Source organism: Streptomyces sp. NBC_01317, assembly GCF_035961655.1.
Taxonomy (GTDB): Bacteria; Actinomycetota; Actinomycetes; order Streptomycetales; family Streptomycetaceae; genus Streptomyces.
Genome location: NZ_CP108393.1, coordinates 6608163 through 6627417 on the forward strand (window position 1 = coordinate 6608163; position 19255 = coordinate 6627417).

Here is a 19255-nt window from a genome sequence, read left to right on the forward strand (position 1 = left end):
GCCGCGATCCGTACCAGCGATCCCCGAAAGGACACCCCTGTCATGTCGACGGGCAATTCGAGCACGGGCACGAGTTCCGGCTCGAACTCCAACGCGCACACGGGCACGACCACCCGCCCACGGACCGGTCCGGGCCCCGGCACGAGTTCCGGCACGGGTGAGATCAGCACCTTCAAGGGCCAGGAGCGGGCGCTGCGCGCGGACCGCCTCGGCACGGCCGGCCTCCTCCTGTCCGTGCTCGCCGCCAGCGCGCCCCTGATGACCGTCGCCGGTGTCATGCCCACCGTCTACGGAGTGGTGGGGATCGTCGGCCAGCCCCTGCTGTACGTCATCCTCGGTGTGGTCCTCGTCCTGTTCAGCTTCGGGTACGCCGAGATGAGCCGGCACGTCCACAACGCCGGCGCCTTCTACGCGTACATAGCCCGCGGGCTCGGCGCGACCGCTGGCGCGAGCGCCTCGCTCGTCGCCCTCCTCGCGTACAACGCCATGCAGGTCGGCATCTACGGTCTCTTCGGCTTCGAGGTCTCCGGGCTCTTCGCCACCTACCTCGACCTGACCGTCGCCTGGTGGGTGCCCGCCCTGGTGGCCGCCGTGGTCGTCGGGCTGCTCGGCTGGCTGAAGATCGACCTGAACGCCAAGGTCCTCGGCGTCCTGATCCTCATCGAGGTCGCGCTCGTCGTGATCTTCGACATCGCCTTTGTCGCCGATCCGGGCAAGGAAGGCGTCTCGCTGCACGCCTTCAACCCGGACACCCTCACCAGCGCGGGCTTCGGCACCGCGCTGTGCTTCTGCATCGCCGCCTTCGTCGGCTTCGAGCAGGCCCCGGTGTACGCCGAGGAGACCAGCCGCCCGAACGTCGTCGTCCGTCGCGTGATGTTCCTCGCCGTCGGCCTCTCCGCGCTGTTCCTCGCCCTCAGCGCCTGGGCGATCTCCGTCGCCACCGGGCCCGGCTCGGTGGCCGCGACCTCGGGGGAGCAGGGTCCGGGCCTGATCTTCGGCCTCACCGAGGACCGCCTCGGCACGACCTTCACCGACGTCCTCCACGTGCTGTTCGTCACCGGCATGTTCGCCGCGCTGCTCAGCTTCCACAACGTCGTCGCCCGCTACGCGTTCGCGATGGGCCGTGAGGGACTGCTGCCGGCCGCCTTCGGCCGTACCAGCAAGTCCAGCGGAGCCCCCGCCTACGGTTCCGCCCTCCAGTCCGTGTTCTCCCTCGTCGTGGTGGTGGCCTTCGCCGTCACGGACGACAAGCCGGCGGGCGACCCGACCGCCCCGATCCTGCGGCTCTTCACCTGGATGGCCAACATCGGCGCGCTCGGCGTCATCCTGCTGATGGCCGCGGCCTCCTTCGCCGTGATCGCGTTCTTCGTACGGCGCGGCGCGGCGGGCGCGCAGGCCGCCCGCCTCATCGCCTCCGCCTTGGCCGGCCTCTCGCTCGTCGCCGTCGCCGTCTACACGGTCAAGGACTTCGACCTGCTGGTCGGGGCCGGCCCCGACTCCGCGCTGAGCTGGATCCTGCCGGGGATCGTCGGCCTCACGCTGATCGGGGGTCTGGTGTACGGAGCGGTCCTGCGCTCGGTCAAGCCCGAGGTACACGCGAGGATCGGCCTGGGGAACGAGGCGTTCCAGTTGGAGAAGGCCTCGCAGTCGTGACGTTCTTCACCCTGGCCCTCGCGACCACGGCTTTCGCCGGCCAGGTCTGACGAAAGTCTGACGGATTCCCGCGGTCCCTGGCTTCCGGGGACCGCGGGTGGTCGAATCGATGCGTGAACCATCAACAGAATGAGCCCGCCGGAGCACCCGTGGGGCGGCGCGTTCTGCTCTCCACCCTGGGTCTGGGCGCCGCGGGACTGGTCGCGGCCCCCTATCTCCAGAGCGGGCTCGACTCGTTCCTGGGCGCGGTGTCCAGCCAGGACCCGACGGGCCTGACCGGGCTGCTGCCCAACGGCGGCGGGTTCCGCTACTACTCGGTGACCGGTTCCGTACCGCACAAGGACGCCGGGAACTACCGGCTGAAGATCGACGGCCTGGTCGACCGGCCCGCCACGTACACGCTCGACGCCCTGCGGAAGATGCCCCAGACGCGGGTCGTGCGCGACGTGCAGTGCGTCACCGGCTGGCGCGTTCCCCACACCCCGTTCGAAGGGGTCAAGGTCTCGCAGCTCCTCGACGCGGCCGGGGTCCACCCGGACGCCAGGGCGATCCGGTTCACCTGCTTCGACGGGACGTACAGCGAGAGCCTCACGCTCCAGCAGGCGCGGCGCGCCGATGTCCTGGTGGCGCTCAGGATGCAGGACAAGCCGATCGGGCACGCGCACGGCGGCCCGGTCCGGCTGTACGTGGCGCCGATGTACTTCTACAAATCGGCGAAATGGCTCTCCGGGATCTCCGTCACCTCCGACGTCCGCCCCGGCTACTGGGAGGAGCGTGGCTATGACGTCGACGGCTGGGTCGGCCGGTCCAACGGACGCGACGACACCCCCACCGTCTGAGAGCGGACGGGGACCGGGGGAGGGGGCCGCGGGCACCGGACGGCTGCGGCGCCGTTTCAGCCCGGCCGAGCGGTGGGTCCACCGCACCACGGGCATCCTGATGCTGGTGTGTGTGGCGACGGCGGGCTGTCTGTACGTCCCCCAGCTCGCCGAACTGGTCGGCCGCCGCTATCTCGTCGTCACCCTGCACGAGTGGTCGGGTCTTCTGCTGCCCGCCCCCGTCCTGGTGGGCGTCGCCTCCCGCCACTTCCGTGCCGACCTCGGCCGGCTGAACCGCTTCTTCCCGCACGACAAGGAGTGGCTGCGGGCCGTACGGCGGCGTGACGCCAGGCCCGGGTCCCGCCCCGCCGGGAAGTTCAACGCGGGCCAGAAGATCTACGCGGCCTGGATCGCGGGCGCGGTGCTGGTGATGCTCGGTACGGGCCTGCTGATGTGGTTCACCGGCTTCGCCCCGCTGGTGTGGCGTACGAGCGCCACCTTCCTGCACGACTGGCTGGCCCTCGCCATCGGCGTCGTGCTCCTCGGGCACATCGGCATGGCGTACGCGGATCCCGAGGCCCGGCGCGGGATGCGTACGGGGTCGGTGGAACGGGCGTGGGCGAAGAGGGAGCACTCGGAGTGGCGGGAGGAGGACTCCTGAGGGCCGGGGGCCCGACCGTACGGCCCTGACCGCCGTACGGCCCTCGACCGTACGGCCCCGCCCCCGCCCCCGCCGGTCACATCCCCCGCAACGCCTCCACCGCCCGCCCGGCGATCTCCTCCGGTGTCCCGGTCACCTCCACCGCCACCCCCGCCTCGTCGTCCCTCAGCGGCTGGAGCGTGGCGAACTGGGAGTCGAGCAGCGCGGGCGGCATGAAGTGCCCCTTGCGCGCGGCCATCCGCTCCTCGATCAGCGCCCGGTCACCGGCGAGATGCACGAAGACCACGTCAGGGGCCGCGGCCCGCAGCCGGTCCCGGTAGGACCGCTTGAGCGAGGAGGCCGCGACCACCCCGCCGCGCCCCGCCCGGTCGGCGGCCCACGCCCCGACGGCGTCCAGCCAAGGCCAGCGGTCCGCGTCGTCCAGCGGGGTGCCGGCCGACATCTTGGCGATGTTCTCCGGCGGGTGGAAGTCGTCCCCCTCGGCGTACGGAACGTCCAGCGCCCCGGCGAGCAGCTGCCCGATCGTGGTCTTGCCGGTGCCGGACACCCCCATCACGACCACGACATACGGATCACTCATCGGTTCCCTGCCCCTCCCTGACCACCAGTGAAGCCTGACGGCCGTCAGTATGTCGTTCCCTGTTCCGGACGCCGCCGTCCCGTCCGCCCCCGCCCCCTGACCCTGCCCTCCCCGACGCGAGATAGTAGGTCCCGGACAGAGTCGTTCGCGGTGTACGAGGAAAGCGGGTTGTTCCATGGCGCAGCAGGTGCGAGGGGTCGTCGCCCCCGGCAAGAACGAGCCGGTGCGGATCGAGACGATCGTCGTCCCCGATCCCGGCCCCGGCGAGGCGGTGGTGAAGATCCAGGCGTGCGGTGTCTGCCACACCGACCTGCACTACAAGCAGGGCGGAATCAACGACGACTACCCCTTCCTCCTCGGTCATGAGGCCGCCGGGGTCGTGGAGTCGGTCGGCGACGACGTCACCGATGTCGCCCCCGGCGACTTCGTGATCCTCAACTGGCGTGCGGTCTGCGGAAGTTGCCGGGCCTGTCTGCGCGGCCGGCCGTGGTACTGCTTCAACACCCACAACGCGACGCAGAAGATGACGCTCCTCGACGGCACGGAACTCTCCCCGGCCCTCGGCATCGGCGCCTTCGCCGAGAAGACCCTCGTCGCCGCCGGCCAGTGCACGAAGGTCGACCCCGGCGTGTCCCCGGCCGTCGCGGGCCTCCTCGGCTGCGGGGTGATGGCCGGCATCGGCGCGGCGATCAACACCGGCCAGGTCGGGCGCGGCGACACGGTCGCCGTCATCGGCTGCGGCGGGGTCGGCGACGCCGCCGTCGTCGGCGCCCGGCTCGCCGGGGCCGCCCGGATCATCGCCGTCGACATCGACGACCGCAAGCTGGAGACGGCGAAGGCGATGGGCGCCACCCACACCGTCAACTCCCGCTCCACCGACCCCGTCGAGGCCATCCGTGAACTCACCGGCGGCTTCGGCGCGGACGTCGTCATCGAGGCCGTCGGCCGCCCGGAGACGTACGAACAGGCCTTCTACGCACGGGACCTGGCCGGGACCGTCGTCCTGGTCGGCGTCCCCACCCCCGAGATGAAGCTCGAACTGCCCCTGCTGGACGTCTTCGGCCGCGGCGGCTCGCTCAAGTCGTCCTGGTACGGGGACTGCCTGCCCTCCAGGGACTTTCCGATGCTCATCGACCTCCACCAGCAGGGCCGGATCGACCTCGCCGCGTTCGTCAGCGAGACCATCGAACTCGGCGACGTGGAGAAGGCGTTCGTCAGGATGCACGAGGGCCACGTGCTGCGTTCGGTGGTGGTGTTCTGATGACCGCCTCCGCACCCCGCGTCGACCAACTCGTCACCTCGGGGACCTTCTCCCTCGACGGCGGCACCTGGGACGTCGACAACAACGTCTGGATCGTCGGCGACGACTCCGAGGCGATCGTCATCGACGCCGCGCACGACGCCGCCGCCATCGAGGCCGCCCTCGACGGCCGTACGCTGCGCGCCGTCGTCTGCACCCACGCCCACAACGACCACATCGACGCGGCCCCCGCCCTCGCCGCCGCGACCGGCGCGCCGATCCTGCTGCACCCCGACGACCTGCCGCTGTGGAAGCAGACCCACCCGGACCGGGCCCCCGACGGCGAACTGACCGACGGCGCCACGCTCGACGTCGGCGGCATCACCCTGACCGTCCTCCACACCCCCGGCCACGCGCCGGGCGCGGTCAGCCTGTACGCCCCCGCCCTGTCGACGGTCTTCACCGGCGACACGCTCTTCCAGGGCGGCCCCGGCGCGACCGGCCGGTCGTTCTCGCACTTCCCGACGATCATCGACTCGATCCGCGACCGGCTCCTCGCACTGCCCCCGGACACCGTGGTCCGCACCGGGCACGGGGACCCGACCACGATCGGCGCCGAGGCCCCGCACCTGGGGGAGTGGATTCAGCGCGGCCACTGAGACGGCGGCAGCAGGCGCGACCCGCTCGTGAAGCGGAACGGCTCACCGGTCAGCGGATCGGTGAACTCCATCACCTTCGCGAGGAGTTGGAGCGGACGCGCGTAGTCGTCGGGTGCGGACTCCCGTACGGCCGGGTAGAGCGGGTCGTGCAGGAGCGGCAGCCCGAGGCTGTTCATGTGGACCCGCAGCTGATGGGTGCGGCCGGTGGCCGGCAGCAGCCGGTACCGGCCGGACCCGCCCCGCCGCTCCAGCAGTTCGACCCGGCTCTCGCTGTTGGGCTCGCCGGGGACCTCCCGGGCCGCCTGCTCCCCGCGCTCCTTCTCGATCCGGCTCCGTACGGTGACGGGAAGCGCCACCGCCGGGTCGTACGGCGCGACCGCCTCGTACTCCTTGCGGACCGTCCGGTCCCGGAACAGCGTCTGGTACGCACCGCGGTCCCGGGCCCGTACGACACACAGCACCAGCCCGGCCGTCAGCCGGTCGAGGCGGTGCGCGGGCTGGAGCTCCGGCAGACCCCACGCCCGCCGCAGCCGGGCCGGCAGGGTCTCCGTGATGTGCGACCCGCGCGGCGTGGTGGCCAGGAAGTGCGGTTTGTCCGCGACGAGAATCCGCTCGTCCCGGTACACGATCCCCACCTCGAACGGCACCCGCTCCTCGGGCGCGAAGTCGCGGTGGAACCAGAGATACCGCCCCGCGGTGTACGGCTCCGACGCGCCGACAGGCCCGTCCGCGCCCACCAAACGCCCCTCGCGGAACATCGCGTCGACCCGCTCCGTACCGATCGCCGCTCCGAACCGCGCCACAAGATGGTCCCGTACGGTCTCCCACGCCCCGCCGGGATCGGCGGGCAGCCGCAGCCGCACGGCGTCGACGCCCTCGCGCTGCGGGAGGGGGGAGGGCGGCGGGGTGCGATGCCGGTGCCCCACGGATCCCACCCCTTTCCCGGCCCGGACGGTGTCCTTCACGTCTCCGGGCGGTGCCGGTCGCACGGGGCTCCCCACCCTACCGACCGGCGGGGTAGCCCGTTCGGCCCCCGCCTCGCGCCCCCGGCCGGGATGAGAGCGGATCCCGCGCCGGCCGCCCGCATGATGGACCGGTGATCAGTGTCCTGTTCGCCGTCCTGACCGCGATCAGCAACGGCTCCGCCTCGGTGCTCCAGCGGCGCGCCGCGTCCACGGTGCCCGACTCGGACGCCCTCCACCTCTCGCTGATCAGGCACCTGCTCCGGCAGCGGGTCTGGCTGGCGGGCATCGGCCTGGTCATCGTGGCCGCCATCTGCCAGGCGATCGCGCTCGCCACCGGCGCCATCGCCGTGGTCCAGCCGATCTTCGTCATCGAGCTGCCCGCGACGCTGCTGATCGCGAGTTACGTCTTCCGGTCCCGGCTGCCGGGCAGCGCCTGGCTGGGGGTCGCCGCGGTGACGCTCGGCCTCGCCCTCGGCCTGGGCTCGGCGTCGCCGGGCGGCGGCAGCGAGACCGTGGACAGCCTCTCCTGGATTCCGGCGCTGACCATCACCCTGGCCTTCGAGGTGGTGCTCATCGGCGCCGCGCAGCGGGTACGGGGCAACGCGCGCGCCGCGCTCTTCGGACTCGCCGCCGCCGTCGGCTACGCGCTGACCGCCGCGCTGCTCAAGGACGCCGTGTCCCGGATCGAGGACGGCTCGGGCGTCGTCGCGCTGCTCTCCGCCTGGCAGTTGTACGCGACCGCCGCGGCCGGGATCGGCGCGCTCTTCCTCCTCCAGAACGCCCTCCAGGCGGGGTCCCTGGTGGCGTCCCAGCCGATGCTGACCCTCGGGGACGCGCTGATCAGCATCACGTACGGGGTGACGCTGTTCGGCGAGAACGTGCGCACCGGCTGGTGGCTGATCCCGGAGCTGATCGGGGTCGCCCTGATCACGGCGGGCTGTGTCGAACTGGCCCGGTCACCCCTGGCGTCGGGCACCGCCCCGCCCAAGTCCCGCGTGCGCTGACGCCTCTCCCCGCCGTGTCGCCGCCGTGCCCCACGCCATGCTGCCCAATTGATCGTCGTGTGTAACCCGTTGACAAACCGGTGACACGATTGGAACCTGTGACTCGCAAAAAACTGTGAAACTGGCTCAATTTTTTCAGAATCTCCTCGCAACTTCGTGGCAAGAGTCCGACCCGCAGGCCCCCCTCCCGCGGCCCCCCACTCTCTCGTTCCGACAGACAGAGGACCCATGAAACGAACGCAGCTCAGCAGACGGTGGATCACCGGCCTGGTCACGGCCGGCCTGATCGCCTTCGGGCTCATACCTCTCTCCGGTGCCACCACCGCCACCGCGGCCGACCGCCCCAACGTCGCCGCCGGCCGGACCGCCTCGGCGAGCGGGTCCGAGGGCAGCCACCCCGCCGCCAACGTCACCGACGGCAATCAGCAGACGTACTGGGAAGGGCCGAACAACGGCTTCCCGGGATGGGTCCAGGTCGACCTCGGCAGCGCCGTCGCCGTCGACCAGGTGGTCCTCAAACTGCCGACGACGTGGGAAGCGCGCACCCAGGCCGTCGCCGTACAGGGCAGTACCAACGGGACGAGCTTCAGCACCCTCTCGGCCTCGGCGGCCCGGGCGTTCTCCCCGGCCTCGGCCAACAGCGTCACCATCGACTTCACCTCGGCGAGCGTCCGGTACGTCCGGGTGAACATCACCGGGAACACCGGCTGGCCCGCCGCGCAGGTCTCCGAGCTGGCGGTGTACGGCCCGGCGGCCACCGACCCGGGTCCCGGCCCCGATCCCGGCACGGGCACCGACCTGGCGCGCGGCAAGGCGGTCGAGGCGAACTCGTCGGTCTTCTCGTTCGTCGCGGCCAACGCCAACGACAACAACCTCGCCACGTACTGGGAGTCCAACGGGCACCCGTCGAACCTGACCGTGAAGCTCGGCGCCGACGCCGACCTCAGCTCCGTCGTGGTCAAGCTCAACCCCGACTCCGCGTGGGGCCCCAGGACCCAGAGCATCCAGGTCCTCGGACGCGCCTACACCGCAGCCGGCTTCACGTCGCTCAAGGCGCGGGCCGACTACGCCTTCAACCCGGCGACGAACCAGAACTCGGTGACGATCCCGGTCACCGGCCGCGTCGCCGACCTCCAGCTCCAGATCTTCGGCAACACCGGCGCGGGCGGCGGCCAGGTCGCCGAGATCCAGGTCATCGGAGTCCCGGCACCCAACCCCGACCTGACCGTCACCGCGCTGGCGTGGACCCCCGCCGCACCGGTGGAGACCGACACGACCACGGTCAACGCGACCGTACGCAATGTGGGTACGGCCGCCTCCCCGGCGACCACCGTCAACGTCAGCGTCGGCGGAGCCGTCGCGGGCAGCGCCCCGGTCGGCGCGCTCGCCGTGGGCGCCTCGGCCACCGTCCCCGTCGCCATCGGCAAGCGCGCCGAGGGCAGTTACCGGGTGACCGCCGTGGTGGACCCGACCGATACGGTCGTCGAGCAGGACAACAACAACAACAGCTTCGCCGCGACGGCGCAGCTGGTCGTCGGCCAGGCCCCGGGCCCCGACCTCCAGGTGCTCAGCATCGACTCCACCCCGGCCAACCCGGCCGTCGGAGCACCGGTGCAGTTCACCGTGGCGGTGAAGAACCGCGGCACCACCGCGTCGGGCGCCACCACGGTCACCCGCGTCGCGGTCGGCAGCACGACCCTCAACACCAACACCCCGTCGATCGCCGCCGGCGCCACCACCAACGTGAGCGTCAACGGCACCTGGACCGCCACCAGCGGCGGCGCGACCCTCGTCGCCACCGCCGACGCCACCAACGTCGTCACGGAGACGAACGAGACCAACAACGCGTTCTCCCGTTCGATCGTGGTCGGGCGCGGCGCGGCGGTCCCGTACACCGAGTACGAGGCCGAAGCCGGCCGGTACCAGGGCACGTTGCTGGAGACCGACGCCGAACGCACCTTCGGGCACACGAACTTCGCCACCGAGTCCTCGGGGCGCAAGTCGGTACGGCTCAACAGCACCGGCCAGTTCGTGGAGTTCACCTCCACCGTGCCGACCAACTCGATCGTGGTCCGCAACTCCATCCCCGACGCGGCGAACGGCGGCGGCATCGAGGCCACCATCGGCCTCTACGTCAACGACACCTTCGTCAGGAAGCTCACCTTCTCCTCGAAGCACAGCTGGCTGTACGGGGACACGGACGGCCCCGAGGCCCTGACCAACACCCCGCAGGCCGACGCCCGGCGGCTCTTCGACGAGTCGAACGCGCTGCTGTCCACGACGTATCCGGCGGGCACCAAGTTCAAGCTCCAGCGGGACGCGAGCGACACGGCGTCCTTCTACATCATCGACCTGATCGACCTGGAGCAGGTCGCGCCGCCGACGAGCAAGCCGGCGGAATGCACCTCGATCACGGCGTACGGCGCGGTGCCCGACGACGGCATCGACGACACGGCCGCCATCCAGCGGGCGGTGACGGACAACCAGACCGACGTCATCGACTGCGTGTGGATCCCGGTGGGCCAGTGGCGCCAGGAGAAGAAGATCCTGACCGACGACCCGCTGAACCGCGGCCAGTACAACCAGGTCGGCATCAGCAACGTCACCATCCGCGGCGCGGGCATGTGGCACTCCCAGCTCTACACCCTGACCGAGCCGCACCTGGCGGTGGGCAGCATCAACCACCCGCACGAGGGCAACTTCGGCTTCGACATCGACAACAACACCCAGATCTCCGACATCGCGATCTTCGGATCGGGCCGGATCCGCGGCGGCCCCGGCGGCGCCGAGGGCGGAGTCGCCCTGAACGGCCGCTTCGGCAAGAACACCAAGATCGCCAACGTCTGGATCGAGCACGCCAACGTCGGTGTCTGGGTCGGCCGTGACTACGACAACATCCCGGACCTGTGGGGCCCCGCCGACGGGCTGGAACTCACCGGCATGCGCATCCGCGACACCTACGCCGACGGGATCAACTTCACCAACGGCACGCGGAACTCCAAGGTGTTCAACTCCTCGTTCCGCACCACCGGCGACGACTCCCTGGCGGTCTGGGCCAACCGGTACGTCAAGGACACCTCGGTGGACGTCGCGCACGACAACCAGTTCATCAACAACACGATTCAACTGCCCTGGCGGGCCACGGGCATCGCCGTCTACGGCGGCTACGGCAACAAGATCGAGAACAACCTCGTGTACGACACCGCCAACTACCCCGGCATCATGCTGGCGACCGACCACGACCCCCTGCCCTTCACCGGCCAGACCCTGATCGCCAACAACGGCCTGTACCGCACCGGCGGCGCCTTCTGGAACGAGGACCAGGAGTTCGGCGCCATCACGCTCTTCGCCCAGAGCAGGGACATCCCCGGCGTCACGATCCGGGACACCGACATCTACGACTCGACCTTCGACGGCATCCAGTTCAAGACGGGTGGCGGCACCATGCCCGGTGTCGTGATCAACAACGTCAAGATCGACAAATCCAACAACGGCGCCGGCATCCTCGCCATGAGCGGGGCCCGAGGCAGCGCGACCCTCACGAACGTGACCATCACCAACTCGGCCGACGGCAACATCGTCACCCAACCGGGCTCCCAGTTCGTCATCACGGGCGGCACCACCGCGGCCCGGGCCTGGGGCCGCGCGAACCAGTAACCCGTACGACACACCGCACAGCACCACAGAGGCGGCGGGCCCGGGGAGAAGCGAACCTCTCCCCGGGCCCGCCCGCCCCCCTCCAACGGCTCCTCCTGACAGCGACGAGGTCAGCGTTTCACGCGGTTGCGGACGGCCAGGACCGCCAGGGCCAGGAGGACGGGCTCGGCCAGTCGGGAGGTCATCTCGATGTAGGTGCCGGCGGTGGTCAGGTCCTGGTCGGCGGAGCGGAAGACCACTGAGTTCAGGGTGACGTTCAGGGCCTTCTCGATGCGCTTGCCGGTGAACCGGTTCCCGGTGGGGTTGCGCGGATCGTCCTTGTCGATCTCGAAGGTCACCCGCCCGCCGCCGGACGGTACGGTCCCGGTCGCCTCCTGTTCCGGATCGCTCTCGGGGAGTCCGAAGCCCATCAGCAGCACGAGGGTGACGAGCAGGGCGGCGGCGAGCCAGCCCAGGGCCGCGAGGCGCGCAGGCCGTATCCGGAGAGCAGCCAGTAGCCGTGCAACAGTCCGCGTTCCGCGCGGGTGGTGCCGGTGCGGTCGTGGCGGCGCATCTCCATCTCGCCGTAGTAGAAGTCCGCGGCGCCCGGTTCGTTCTTGCTGTCCTCCAACGCCTTGCGCAGCGCCCGGTACACCGGTGCCAGCTGCGCCGGCCCGGCGTGTCCCGCGCCGGGTACGGCCCCGTCCCAGCCCGGGGCGGCCGCCGGCCGGCTCGCACGCCAGTGGTGTTCTTCGGCGAGTACGCGGCGCCGGGTGAACCGTACGAAGCGCCCGGCTCGCCCGTGCGCGCGGGAAGGGACCGTGGCGAACGAGCACGTGCCTTCCAGGCGGATCTGGTCGAGGTGCACCGTACCGGTGAACAGGCACTCCCCGAGGCCGACGTCGGCGAGGACCAGGTGGGCCGCGTCCACGCCGCGCAGCGAGGTGACGCGTACCGCGCCGAAGACCGTTTCCTCCCCCACCTGTTGGCCGTCGGAGAGCACGAACGGATCCAGCTCCGCCGCGAGGGTGAGGGGATACTCGAAGACCGCATGGGCGAAGTCCACCGTGGTGTGGCGCAGCCGCAGCTCAGCCGTCGACGACCAGCGGGTCCGCCGGCACGCCAGTCGGCGCGCGGCGAACGCGAGGCTCACCGGGCCGCCGAACACCGCCCCGGACAACGTGACCAGCCCGGCACAGGTCAACGGCCCCAGGTGTGCGGCCCTCTCGAAGGCCGCCCCCGTGAACCTGGCGTCGCTCTCGAAGACCGCCGACGCGAACAGGGCATCGCTCGTGAAGATCACCGATTCGAAGCCGGCGTCGCCCGTGAAGGTCGCCGACTCGAACCGTACGTCGCTCCCGAAGGTCACCGACTCGAACAGGGCCCTCCCCTTGAAGGTCGCCGAGTCGAACAGGGCGATGCCCTTGAAGACCGCCGACCTGAACCGGACGTCGTCCTCGAAGACCACCGCCCCGAAAAGGACGTCGTCCTCGAAGATCGCCGAGTCGAACAAGGTGTCGCCGAATCGGGCATGCCCGGTGCCGGAGCCGCGGAGAGCGGTGAGGAGGGCATCGAGCAGGGGCTGGGTGAAGGTGGTGCCACGGTGGTCGATGTCGTCGCCGGGCGACAGGCCGGCCGGATAGGCGCCGCGGTCGACGTCATCCAGGTGGGCCAGGCACGCGGTACGGCCGGCAACACGGACGCCGGGGCAGCCGAACGCCCTTTCCGAACCGGCGCCCTGGCCACAGTGCGCCCAGGGCGGCCGGCTTGAGGACGGTTCGGGGCGCGGCTGCGGCATGCCCCGAAGGACGATCAGGCGCGGACGGTGGTTGCGGGCCCCCGGGCCCGCAGCCGGACTAGGGCCCGAACGCAAGCGAACTCCAAGGTATCCGCGGCGGAATGCCGTTCGTGGTTCAGGCAGCCAGTGCCGCGGGTTCTCCCAGATGCGTGGCCGCGGTCTTCCAGGCCGCGGTGACGGCGAAGTGGGCCCGGGTGGTGACGAACGCCCCGTCGCCGTCGAGCAGGAGCGGAGATCCGACGTGCACGTGAAGGCGGGGGCGCCGCAGCGGCGCGGTGGCCAGGCCCGCGAACTGCTTGACGACCGAGCCGGAGACGACGCGGCGCGCGCCGGCCTGGCCGACCGGGATGACGGGCGCGCCGGTGTGCCGGGCGAGCCGGGCGAGCCCGCTGCGGAAGGTACCCGGCGCGGCTTCGGCTGCGTCCTTGCGGTCGGGGAGCCCGCCCTCGGCGTAGATGAGGATGTGCCGGCCCTGTTCCAGTGCTTCCTGGGCGAGGTCGAGCGCCTGGGACGCGCGGGGGTCGCCGCGGTGGACGGGGATGTGGCCCTCACGGGCGAGGACACGACCGAGCAGAGGTATGCGCCAGAGGCCGGCGGTCGCCATGACCACGGGCCGGGTTCCGAGGTGTTGCAGCGCGGCCAGGACGATCGCCGGATCGGCGAGTGAGCTGTGGTTGGCGGCGACGATGCCGACAGGGAGGTGCTCGGCCCCTTCGTCGGCGGTGACCGTCAGCTGTCCGAAGACGGGGACCACGTGACTGGCGAGGCGGCTGATCATGCACTGCTCCTGTTCACCGGGATGATGATTCATCGTCGCCGACGGGTCCGCGGCGCGCCTGAGTGTCCGTACTCATCCATCCCGTACGCCTGCACGAGCGGCTGGTCGCGCGAGAGCGAGTGCGGTCCATCGGTCAAATTCCCCCGCGTGGCTGCCGACCGCCGTCGCCCGGGCAACCGCCGCCGTTTCCTCAGGCGTTGGCTCACCACCACGGGAGAGCAGCGCCAACGGCCAGGCCGGCGTTCCCGACTGCTCACCGTCGAAGGGGTGCCAGTCCCAGGCCGCGTCGAACCGCCGGACGCGCCCGTTCCGGTCGGCGACCTCATCGCCGGGTTCGAGGAAAGCGTACGGGCGGAACAGCAGTTCAACGCGGATCGGTTCACCGCCGGCCGGATCGAGCGCGTAAGTCCGGTCCTCGAACTCGGGGTCGTAGGTGTCACCCTGCCGCAGGAGGCCGAGGTAGCACGCGGGCCGCGGCAGCATGCCGGTGACCCGGGGCGGATCGAAGTGATACACCCCCTGGACGTGCACCACGGTCGCGGGAACGCCTAGGAGGCAGGTGTCACCCGGCCTCAGCACGGTCTCCGCCGGTTCCGTCCGGAAGATCTCCCACTCGTGGGCCCCACGCGTCGAAAGCGCCCGCTGCCCGTTCCACCTCATGTTCCCGGCCTGCGGGTCCACCTCCAGCCACGGCCACCGTACGGAGACGTAGGAGTGGGAGACATGGCTGACCGTGGTCCCCGTGAACGGGCACTCCAGCATCAGCACGTCACCGGGCCGGTAATCGTCGATCATGAACGCATTCTGCCCGCCCTCCCCGACACGCGACCGAACGGGCGCCCGGTGCAAGGGACTCAGCGCATCCACAGGCTGTCGGCGCCACCCGCGTCCTGTGCGTTCCGGACGCAAAAGAACTCCCGGCCCGGACGAGTCCGTGCTGGGAGTTCTGTGAAGCAAATCAGGGCGTTCACGTGAACTGCCCCTGGTGTCCGAGGGGGGACTTGAACCCCCACGCCCGATAAAGGGCACTAGCACCTCAAGCTAGCGCGTCTGCCATTCCGCCACCCGGACCGGGTGTCCGCCGGGCGGCTCAGGGCCGTTCCGACGTGGAAAACCATAGCAAACATTCGGGGGTGCCCGATCACCGGCCGATCCGGCTGACAGGTCCGTGTGACAGGCGTATGACAGCCGGTGCGGCGGCGGGGTCCGGCCTTGGGGCGGGGGGTCCGGCGCGGGAGTATGGGGGGAGTATCAGGAGGACCACCAGCAACGACCGTGGGAGTGAGCAGCGTGAGCGAGTCGAGCTCGGGCACAACCGTTTCGGGCGAGGACGAGGTCGTCGACCTCTGCCGTGACCTCATCCGGATCGACACCAGCAACTACGGCGACCACTCGGGACCGGGGGAGCGGGCCGCCGCCGAGTACGTCGCGGAGAAGCTCGCCGAGGTGGGCCTCGAACCGAAGATCTTCGAGTCGCACCCCGGCCGCGCCTCCACGGTCGCCCGGATCGAGGGCGAGGACCCCTCCCGGCCCGCCCTGCTCATCCATGGGCACACCGACGTGGTCCCCGCCAACGCCGACGACTGGACGCACCACCCGTTCTCCGGCGAGGTGGCGGACGGCTGTGTCTGGGGCCGGGGCGCCGTCGACATGAAGGACATGGACGCGATGACCCTCGCGGTCGTACGGGACCGGCTGCGCAGCGGCCGCAAGCCCCCGCGCGACATCGTGCTGGCCTTCCTCGCCGACGAGGAGGCGGGTGGTACGTACGGGGCGCGCTTCCTGGTCGACAAGCACCCGGACCTCTTCGAGGGGGTCACCGAGGCGATCAGCGAGGTCGGCGGCTTCTCGTACACCGTCAACGAGAATCTGCGGCTCTACCTGGTCGAGACGGCGGAGAAGGGCATCAACTGGATGCGCCTGACCGTCGAGGGCACCGCCGGCCACGGCTCGATGATCAGCAAGGACAACGCGGTCACGGAGCTGTGCGAGGCCGTCGCCCGGCTCGGCCGGCACAAGTGGCCGGTGCGGGTGACCAAGTCCGTACGGTCCTTCCTGGACGAGCTGTCCGACGCCTTCGGCTTCACGGTCGACCCCGACGACATGGAGGCCACGCTCGTCCGCCTCGGCGGCATCGCCAAGATGATCGGCGCCACCCTCAACAACTCCGCCGCCCCCACCATGCTCAACGCCGGGTACAAGGTGAACGTGATCCCCGGCGAGGCGGTGGCGCATGTGGACGGACGCTTCCTGCCCGGGTACGAGGAGGAGTTCCTCTCCGAGGTCGACCGGCTCCTCGGCCCCCGGGTGAAGCGGGAGACCGTCAAGCGGGACAAGGCGCTGGAGACCAGCTTCGACGGCGCGCTGGTGGAGGCGATGCAGAACGCCCTCGTCGCCGAGGACCCGATCGCGCGGGCCGTCCCGTACATGCTCTCGGGCGGCACGGACGCCAAGTCCTTCGACGACCTGGGCATCCGCGGCTTCGGCTTCGCCCCCCTCAAGCTGCCGCCGGAGCTGGACTTCGCCGGCATGTTCCACGGGGTGGACGAGCGGGTGCCGGTCGACGGCCTCCAGTTCGGGGTGCGCGTACTCGACCGGTTCATCGACAACAGCTGAGCGACAGCTGAGGCGGTAGTTGAGAAAACGCCAGGAATCGGCAGTACGTACGTACTTGACTGAAAAGAGTGAATGCGACGATACGCTCGTAGCCTGAATGGCTCCTTCTCGTTACTGGTGTGCGGTCTGTGGTCGGGACCGCATTGCCAACAAGGAGGAATACATGATCAAGAAGATCGTCGCCGCTGCGGTTGCCACCGGTGGTCTGGTGCTCGCGGGTGCGGGCATGGCCGTCGCCGATTCCGGTGCCCAGGGTGCCGCTGTGGGCTCGCCGGGCGTGGCCTCGGGCAACGTCATCCAGGTGCCCGTCCACATCCCGGTGAACGCGTGCGGCAACACGGTCTCCGTGATCGGGCTGCTGAACCCCGCCTTCGGCAACACCTGCATCAACAAGTGACGTGGAACGACTGACGTTCCTCAACCCGTAAGGGTCTGAGCCCGGGCGGCCCCGGAGTGCGCGCCATGCACTCCGGGGCCGCTGGGCATCCCCGCCCCGGCACCGAAGCCCTGGGGCAATCCGGTAGGCAGAAGGCAGGGAGCAGAAGCTATGAGACAGGTCACGCGCAAAGGCCTGATCACCGTGGCGGCCGCGGGCGGCGTCATCGCCCTCGGCGGCGGTTACGCGCACGCCGACTCGGGAGCCCGGGGGGCCGCGGCGAATTCGCCGGGCGTCCTGTCCGGGAACAACGTCCAGGTCCCGGTGCACATCCCGGTCAACGCGTGCGGGAACACCGTGAACGTCGTCGGTGTGCTCAATCCGGCGTTCGGCAACAAGTGCGCCAACGTCTCGGACCACGGTCACGGCGGCAAGGGCGGCAACAGCGGCCACGGTACGGGCGGCTCCCACGGCACACCGCCGCGCGGCGGCTCGCACGGCGACGGCTACGGCGGCGACGGCCCGGACACCGCGCCGCCGCGCGGGGGCGCGCACGGCAGCGGATCGAACGGCGGTTCGCACGCCGGAGGCGGTACGGGCGGGTCGCCCGGCATCGGCTCGGGCAACACCGTCGAGATCCCGATCGACATCCCGGTGAACGCGTGCGGCAACACGGTCTCCGTGATCGGGCTGCTGAACCCCGCCTTCGGCAACGACTGCGAGAACGCCTCGCCGGTGCCCGCCACGCCGGGCCCGGCGAAGCCGGTGCAGCCGACCGCGCCCACCCCGCCGGTCACGCGCACGGTCCCGCCCACCCCGTCCGTCCCGAACGCGCCGGAGCCGCAGGTCGCCGCGCCGCCTGTCCACACCGACGAACTGGCCCACACCGGCGCCGGCGGGCTCGGCACGGCGATTCCGGTGGGTGCGGGGCTGCTGCTCGCGGGCGGCGTGCTCTACCGCCGCGCCCGTTCCCGGTCTCGTACCGCCGCGTAGCGACACGAACGCGGACAATCACCGAGGCGCACGGAGATACGTACGCCGACGCGTACGGACATGCCTGGGGCGGGCCTCGCAGCAGCGGGGCCCGCTCCGTCGTCGTCACCAGGTGGCGCGGACCTGTCGGATGATGCGCCGGCGCAGCCGCACTCTGCGGCTGCCGTCCCGATGCAGGCTCAGACGGTCCAATTCCCAGTGTCCGTACTCGGCGTGGTCGGTCAGCAGACGGGTCGCTTCCTTGCGGGAGACCCCGCGCGGCACGTACACGTCGACAAATTCGTATTCCGGCATCGCATCTATTGTGCGGCCAGAGCCCTCGTACGGATAGCGTCTGCTCTATGTCTGATGCTGCGCAGCCCACCGCTGCCGAGGTACGTGCCGCCGCCGAGGCGGTCAAGGTAGCCCTGGACCGCCACCTCGCGGCGGTCGAACACCGCACGGGGGAGGACGACCCGGCGGTGTCCGAGGCCTTCAACGCCCTCGCTGTCGCCGCCGAGGTGTACGACGAGCGGCTCTACCACCGGTACGACGAGGTCACCCCCTTTGAGATCCCAGATCCGGACGACTCCCTTCCGCCATACGCGGGACCCGAGGAGCCGAACGCCCTCAGTGTGCTGATCCGCCGCGACTACGCGGTGGCGGAGCCACAGCGGCTGCTTGTGCAGGCGCAGCGCATCGCCGACGTGGAGGGGGACGACGGGACCGGGGCGGTGGTGGGCAGCAGTGTGCACGCGGCGCTCGGGGTGCTCTTCGGGGAGTACGAACCGGACGAGATCGCGTCCCGGCACAAGGAATTCGGCCTCGAAGAGGGCGATTCCACGTTGTGGGTGGCGGCGGCGGAGGAGCTTCCGGAGCCGGGCGAATGGCTGAGCGCGCCGTTCGACCAGGCGGATCCGCAGCAGGTTGTCTGCCGGTTCGATGTGAGCGCGGTGTTCGACGAGGACGATCTGGATGCGGACCTGGATGACCTGGAGGAACAGGACGCGTAGAGCTTGGCGCTTGCGCCCGGTTTTTGGTTGCGCTTACTGATGTCCTCAATCGCCGGACGGGCTGGGTGTGTCGTGGTGACGGGGGGCGGGGCCTGCGGAGGTACGTATGTCCGGACTGCATGTTTTACGGCGCGTTCGGGGACTCCGGACATTCACGTTCGCCATGCGCCACAAAACACGCTTTACGTCCGGACACACGCACCTCCTCCGACCCCACCCCCCTCACGCCGAGGGGAGACGCAACGACCCCCCGCTGCGGGGTGGGTCAGCTTCCGCCGGGGGGCGGTGCCGCTTACTGATGTCCTCAAACGCCGGACGGGCTGGAGTTGCCTTGGCGCGGGCGTGGAAGGGGGACGGGCAGGGGTCGTGTCCGGAACGTAGAGCGTGTTTTGTGTCGCGTGGCTCCGGTGAACTGAACGACCCGCCGAACGCGACGTAAAACATGCAGTGCAGGACACGACCCCTGCCCGGCCCCCGGCAACAACC

18 protein-coding genes and 1 tRNA gene are annotated in these 19255 nt (G+C 70.5%); 11 read left to right on the top strand and 8 right to left on the bottom strand.

All coding sequences use genetic code 11. The features are described 5' to 3' along the window. Positions 1-42 precede the first annotated feature (42 nt). From OG349_RS28780 to OG349_RS28790, 3 genes are all read left to right on the top strand, one after another. A complete protein-coding gene (locus OG349_RS28780; protein ID WP_327237349.1) occupies positions 43-1653 on the top strand; it encodes an APC family permease in 1611 nt (536 codons plus the stop codon). Between the two features lie 113 nt (positions 1654-1766). After that, positions 1767-2492 (top strand): molybdopterin-dependent oxidoreductase, encoded by a 726-nt coding sequence (locus OG349_RS28785; RefSeq protein ID WP_327237350.1) that lies wholly within the window; start codon positions 1767-1769, stop codon positions 2490-2492. Next, positions 2434-3132: a cytochrome b/b6 domain-containing protein gene (locus tag OG349_RS28790; RefSeq protein WP_327237351.1), complete on the top strand. Its 699-nt coding sequence runs from the start codon at positions 2434-2436 to the stop codon at positions 3130-3132. Before OG349_RS28785 ends, OG349_RS28790 begins: the two co-directional genes overlap by 59 nt. A gap of 76 nt (positions 3133-3208) precedes the next feature. Here OG349_RS28790 and OG349_RS28795 read toward each other — a convergent pair whose 3' ends face one another. Continuing rightward, positions 3209-3712, bottom strand: a complete 504-nt coding sequence (locus OG349_RS28795) for a gluconokinase (protein ID WP_327237352.1) — start codon at positions 3710-3712, stop codon at positions 3209-3211. 175 nt (positions 3713-3887) lie between these two features. On the opposite strand from OG349_RS28795, the gene OG349_RS28800 reads away from it, so the two are divergent. Beyond that, on the top strand, positions 3888-4973 hold the full coding sequence (locus OG349_RS28800; protein ID WP_327237353.1) for an S-(hydroxymethyl)mycothiol dehydrogenase: 1086 nt from the start codon (positions 3888-3890) through the stop codon (positions 4971-4973). Continuing rightward, complete coding sequence (locus tag OG349_RS28805) at positions 4973-5611, top strand: MBL fold metallo-hydrolase (RefSeq protein WP_327237354.1); 639 nt, start codon at positions 4973-4975, stop codon at positions 5609-5611. Before OG349_RS28800 ends, OG349_RS28805 begins: the two co-directional genes overlap by 1 nt. On the opposite strand, the gene OG349_RS28810 is transcribed toward OG349_RS28805, so the two are convergent. Continuing rightward, a complete protein-coding gene (locus OG349_RS28810) occupies positions 5596-6537 on the bottom strand; it encodes a pseudouridine synthase (protein WP_327237355.1) in 942 nt (313 codons plus the stop codon). The two genes, OG349_RS28805 and OG349_RS28810, sit on opposite strands and share 16 nt — an antisense overlap. Before the next feature lie 170 nt (positions 6538-6707). On the opposite strand from OG349_RS28810, the gene OG349_RS28815 reads away from it, so the two are divergent. Continuing rightward, the gene (locus OG349_RS28815; protein ID WP_327237356.1) at positions 6708-7580 is read left to right on the top strand and encodes a DMT family transporter; all 873 of its coding nucleotides are present in this window, start codon (positions 6708-6710) and stop codon (positions 7578-7580) included. Positions 7581-7808: 228 nt separating this feature from the next. Next, a complete protein-coding gene (locus tag OG349_RS28820; protein WP_327237357.1) occupies positions 7809-11237 on the top strand; it encodes a CARDB domain-containing protein in 3429 nt (1142 codons plus the stop codon). A gap of 110 nt (positions 11238-11347) precedes the next feature. Here OG349_RS28820 and OG349_RS28825 read toward each other — a convergent pair whose 3' ends face one another. The 5 genes from OG349_RS28825 to OG349_RS28845 form a co-directional block, all read right to left on the bottom strand. Then, positions 11348-11647, bottom strand: a complete 300-nt coding sequence (locus OG349_RS28825; protein WP_327237358.1) for a hypothetical protein — start codon at positions 11645-11647, stop codon at positions 11348-11350. Continuing rightward, on the bottom strand, positions 11647-13014 hold the full coding sequence (locus tag OG349_RS28830; protein ID WP_327237359.1) for a pentapeptide repeat-containing protein: 1368 nt from the start codon (positions 13012-13014) through the stop codon (positions 11647-11649). Before OG349_RS28830 ends, OG349_RS28825 begins: the two co-directional genes overlap by 1 nt. A 115-nt stretch (positions 13015-13129) precedes the next feature. After that, positions 13130-13792 carry a lysophospholipid acyltransferase family protein gene (locus OG349_RS28835; RefSeq protein WP_327237360.1) on the bottom strand — a complete coding sequence of 221 codons (663 nt, stop codon included), beginning with the start codon at positions 13790-13792 and terminating at the stop codon, positions 13130-13132. Positions 13793-13864: 72 nt separating this feature from the next. Beyond that, positions 13865-14587 carry a hypothetical protein gene (locus OG349_RS28840; RefSeq protein WP_327237361.1) on the bottom strand — a complete coding sequence of 241 codons (723 nt, stop codon included), beginning with the start codon at positions 14585-14587 and terminating at the stop codon, positions 13865-13867. A 188-nt stretch (positions 14588-14775) separates the two neighbouring features. Further along, positions 14776-14863: transfer RNA gene (locus OG349_RS28845), tRNA-Leu, on the bottom strand. A 168-nt stretch (positions 14864-15031) separates the two neighbouring features. Here OG349_RS28845 and OG349_RS28850 point away from each other — a divergent pair. From OG349_RS28850 to OG349_RS28860, 3 genes are all read left to right on the top strand, one after another. Next, complete coding sequence (locus OG349_RS28850) at positions 15032-16408, top strand: M20/M25/M40 family metallo-hydrolase (RefSeq protein ID WP_442806329.1); 1377 nt, start codon at positions 15032-15034, stop codon at positions 16406-16408. 163 nt (positions 16409-16571) lie between these two features. Next, a complete protein-coding gene (gene chpH, locus OG349_RS28855; RefSeq protein ID WP_327237363.1) occupies positions 16572-16805 on the top strand; it encodes a chaplin ChpH in 234 nt (77 codons plus the stop codon). A gap of 150 nt (positions 16806-16955) precedes the next feature. Beyond that, positions 16956-17777 carry a chaplin gene (locus tag OG349_RS28860; RefSeq protein ID WP_327237364.1) on the top strand — a complete coding sequence of 274 codons (822 nt, stop codon included), beginning with the start codon at positions 16956-16958 and terminating at the stop codon, positions 17775-17777. Between the two features lie 105 nt (positions 17778-17882). Here OG349_RS28860 and OG349_RS28865 read toward each other — a convergent pair whose 3' ends face one another. Next, positions 17883-18071 carry a DUF5703 family protein gene (locus OG349_RS28865; RefSeq protein WP_005319466.1) on the bottom strand — a complete coding sequence of 63 codons (189 nt, stop codon included), beginning with the start codon at positions 18069-18071 and terminating at the stop codon, positions 17883-17885. Positions 18072-18118: 47 nt separating this feature from the next. Between OG349_RS28865 and OG349_RS28870 the strand changes: the two genes are divergently transcribed. Continuing rightward, a complete protein-coding gene (locus tag OG349_RS28870; protein ID WP_327237365.1) occupies positions 18119-18769 on the top strand; it encodes a hypothetical protein in 651 nt (216 codons plus the stop codon). Positions 18770-19255 lie beyond the last annotated feature (486 nt).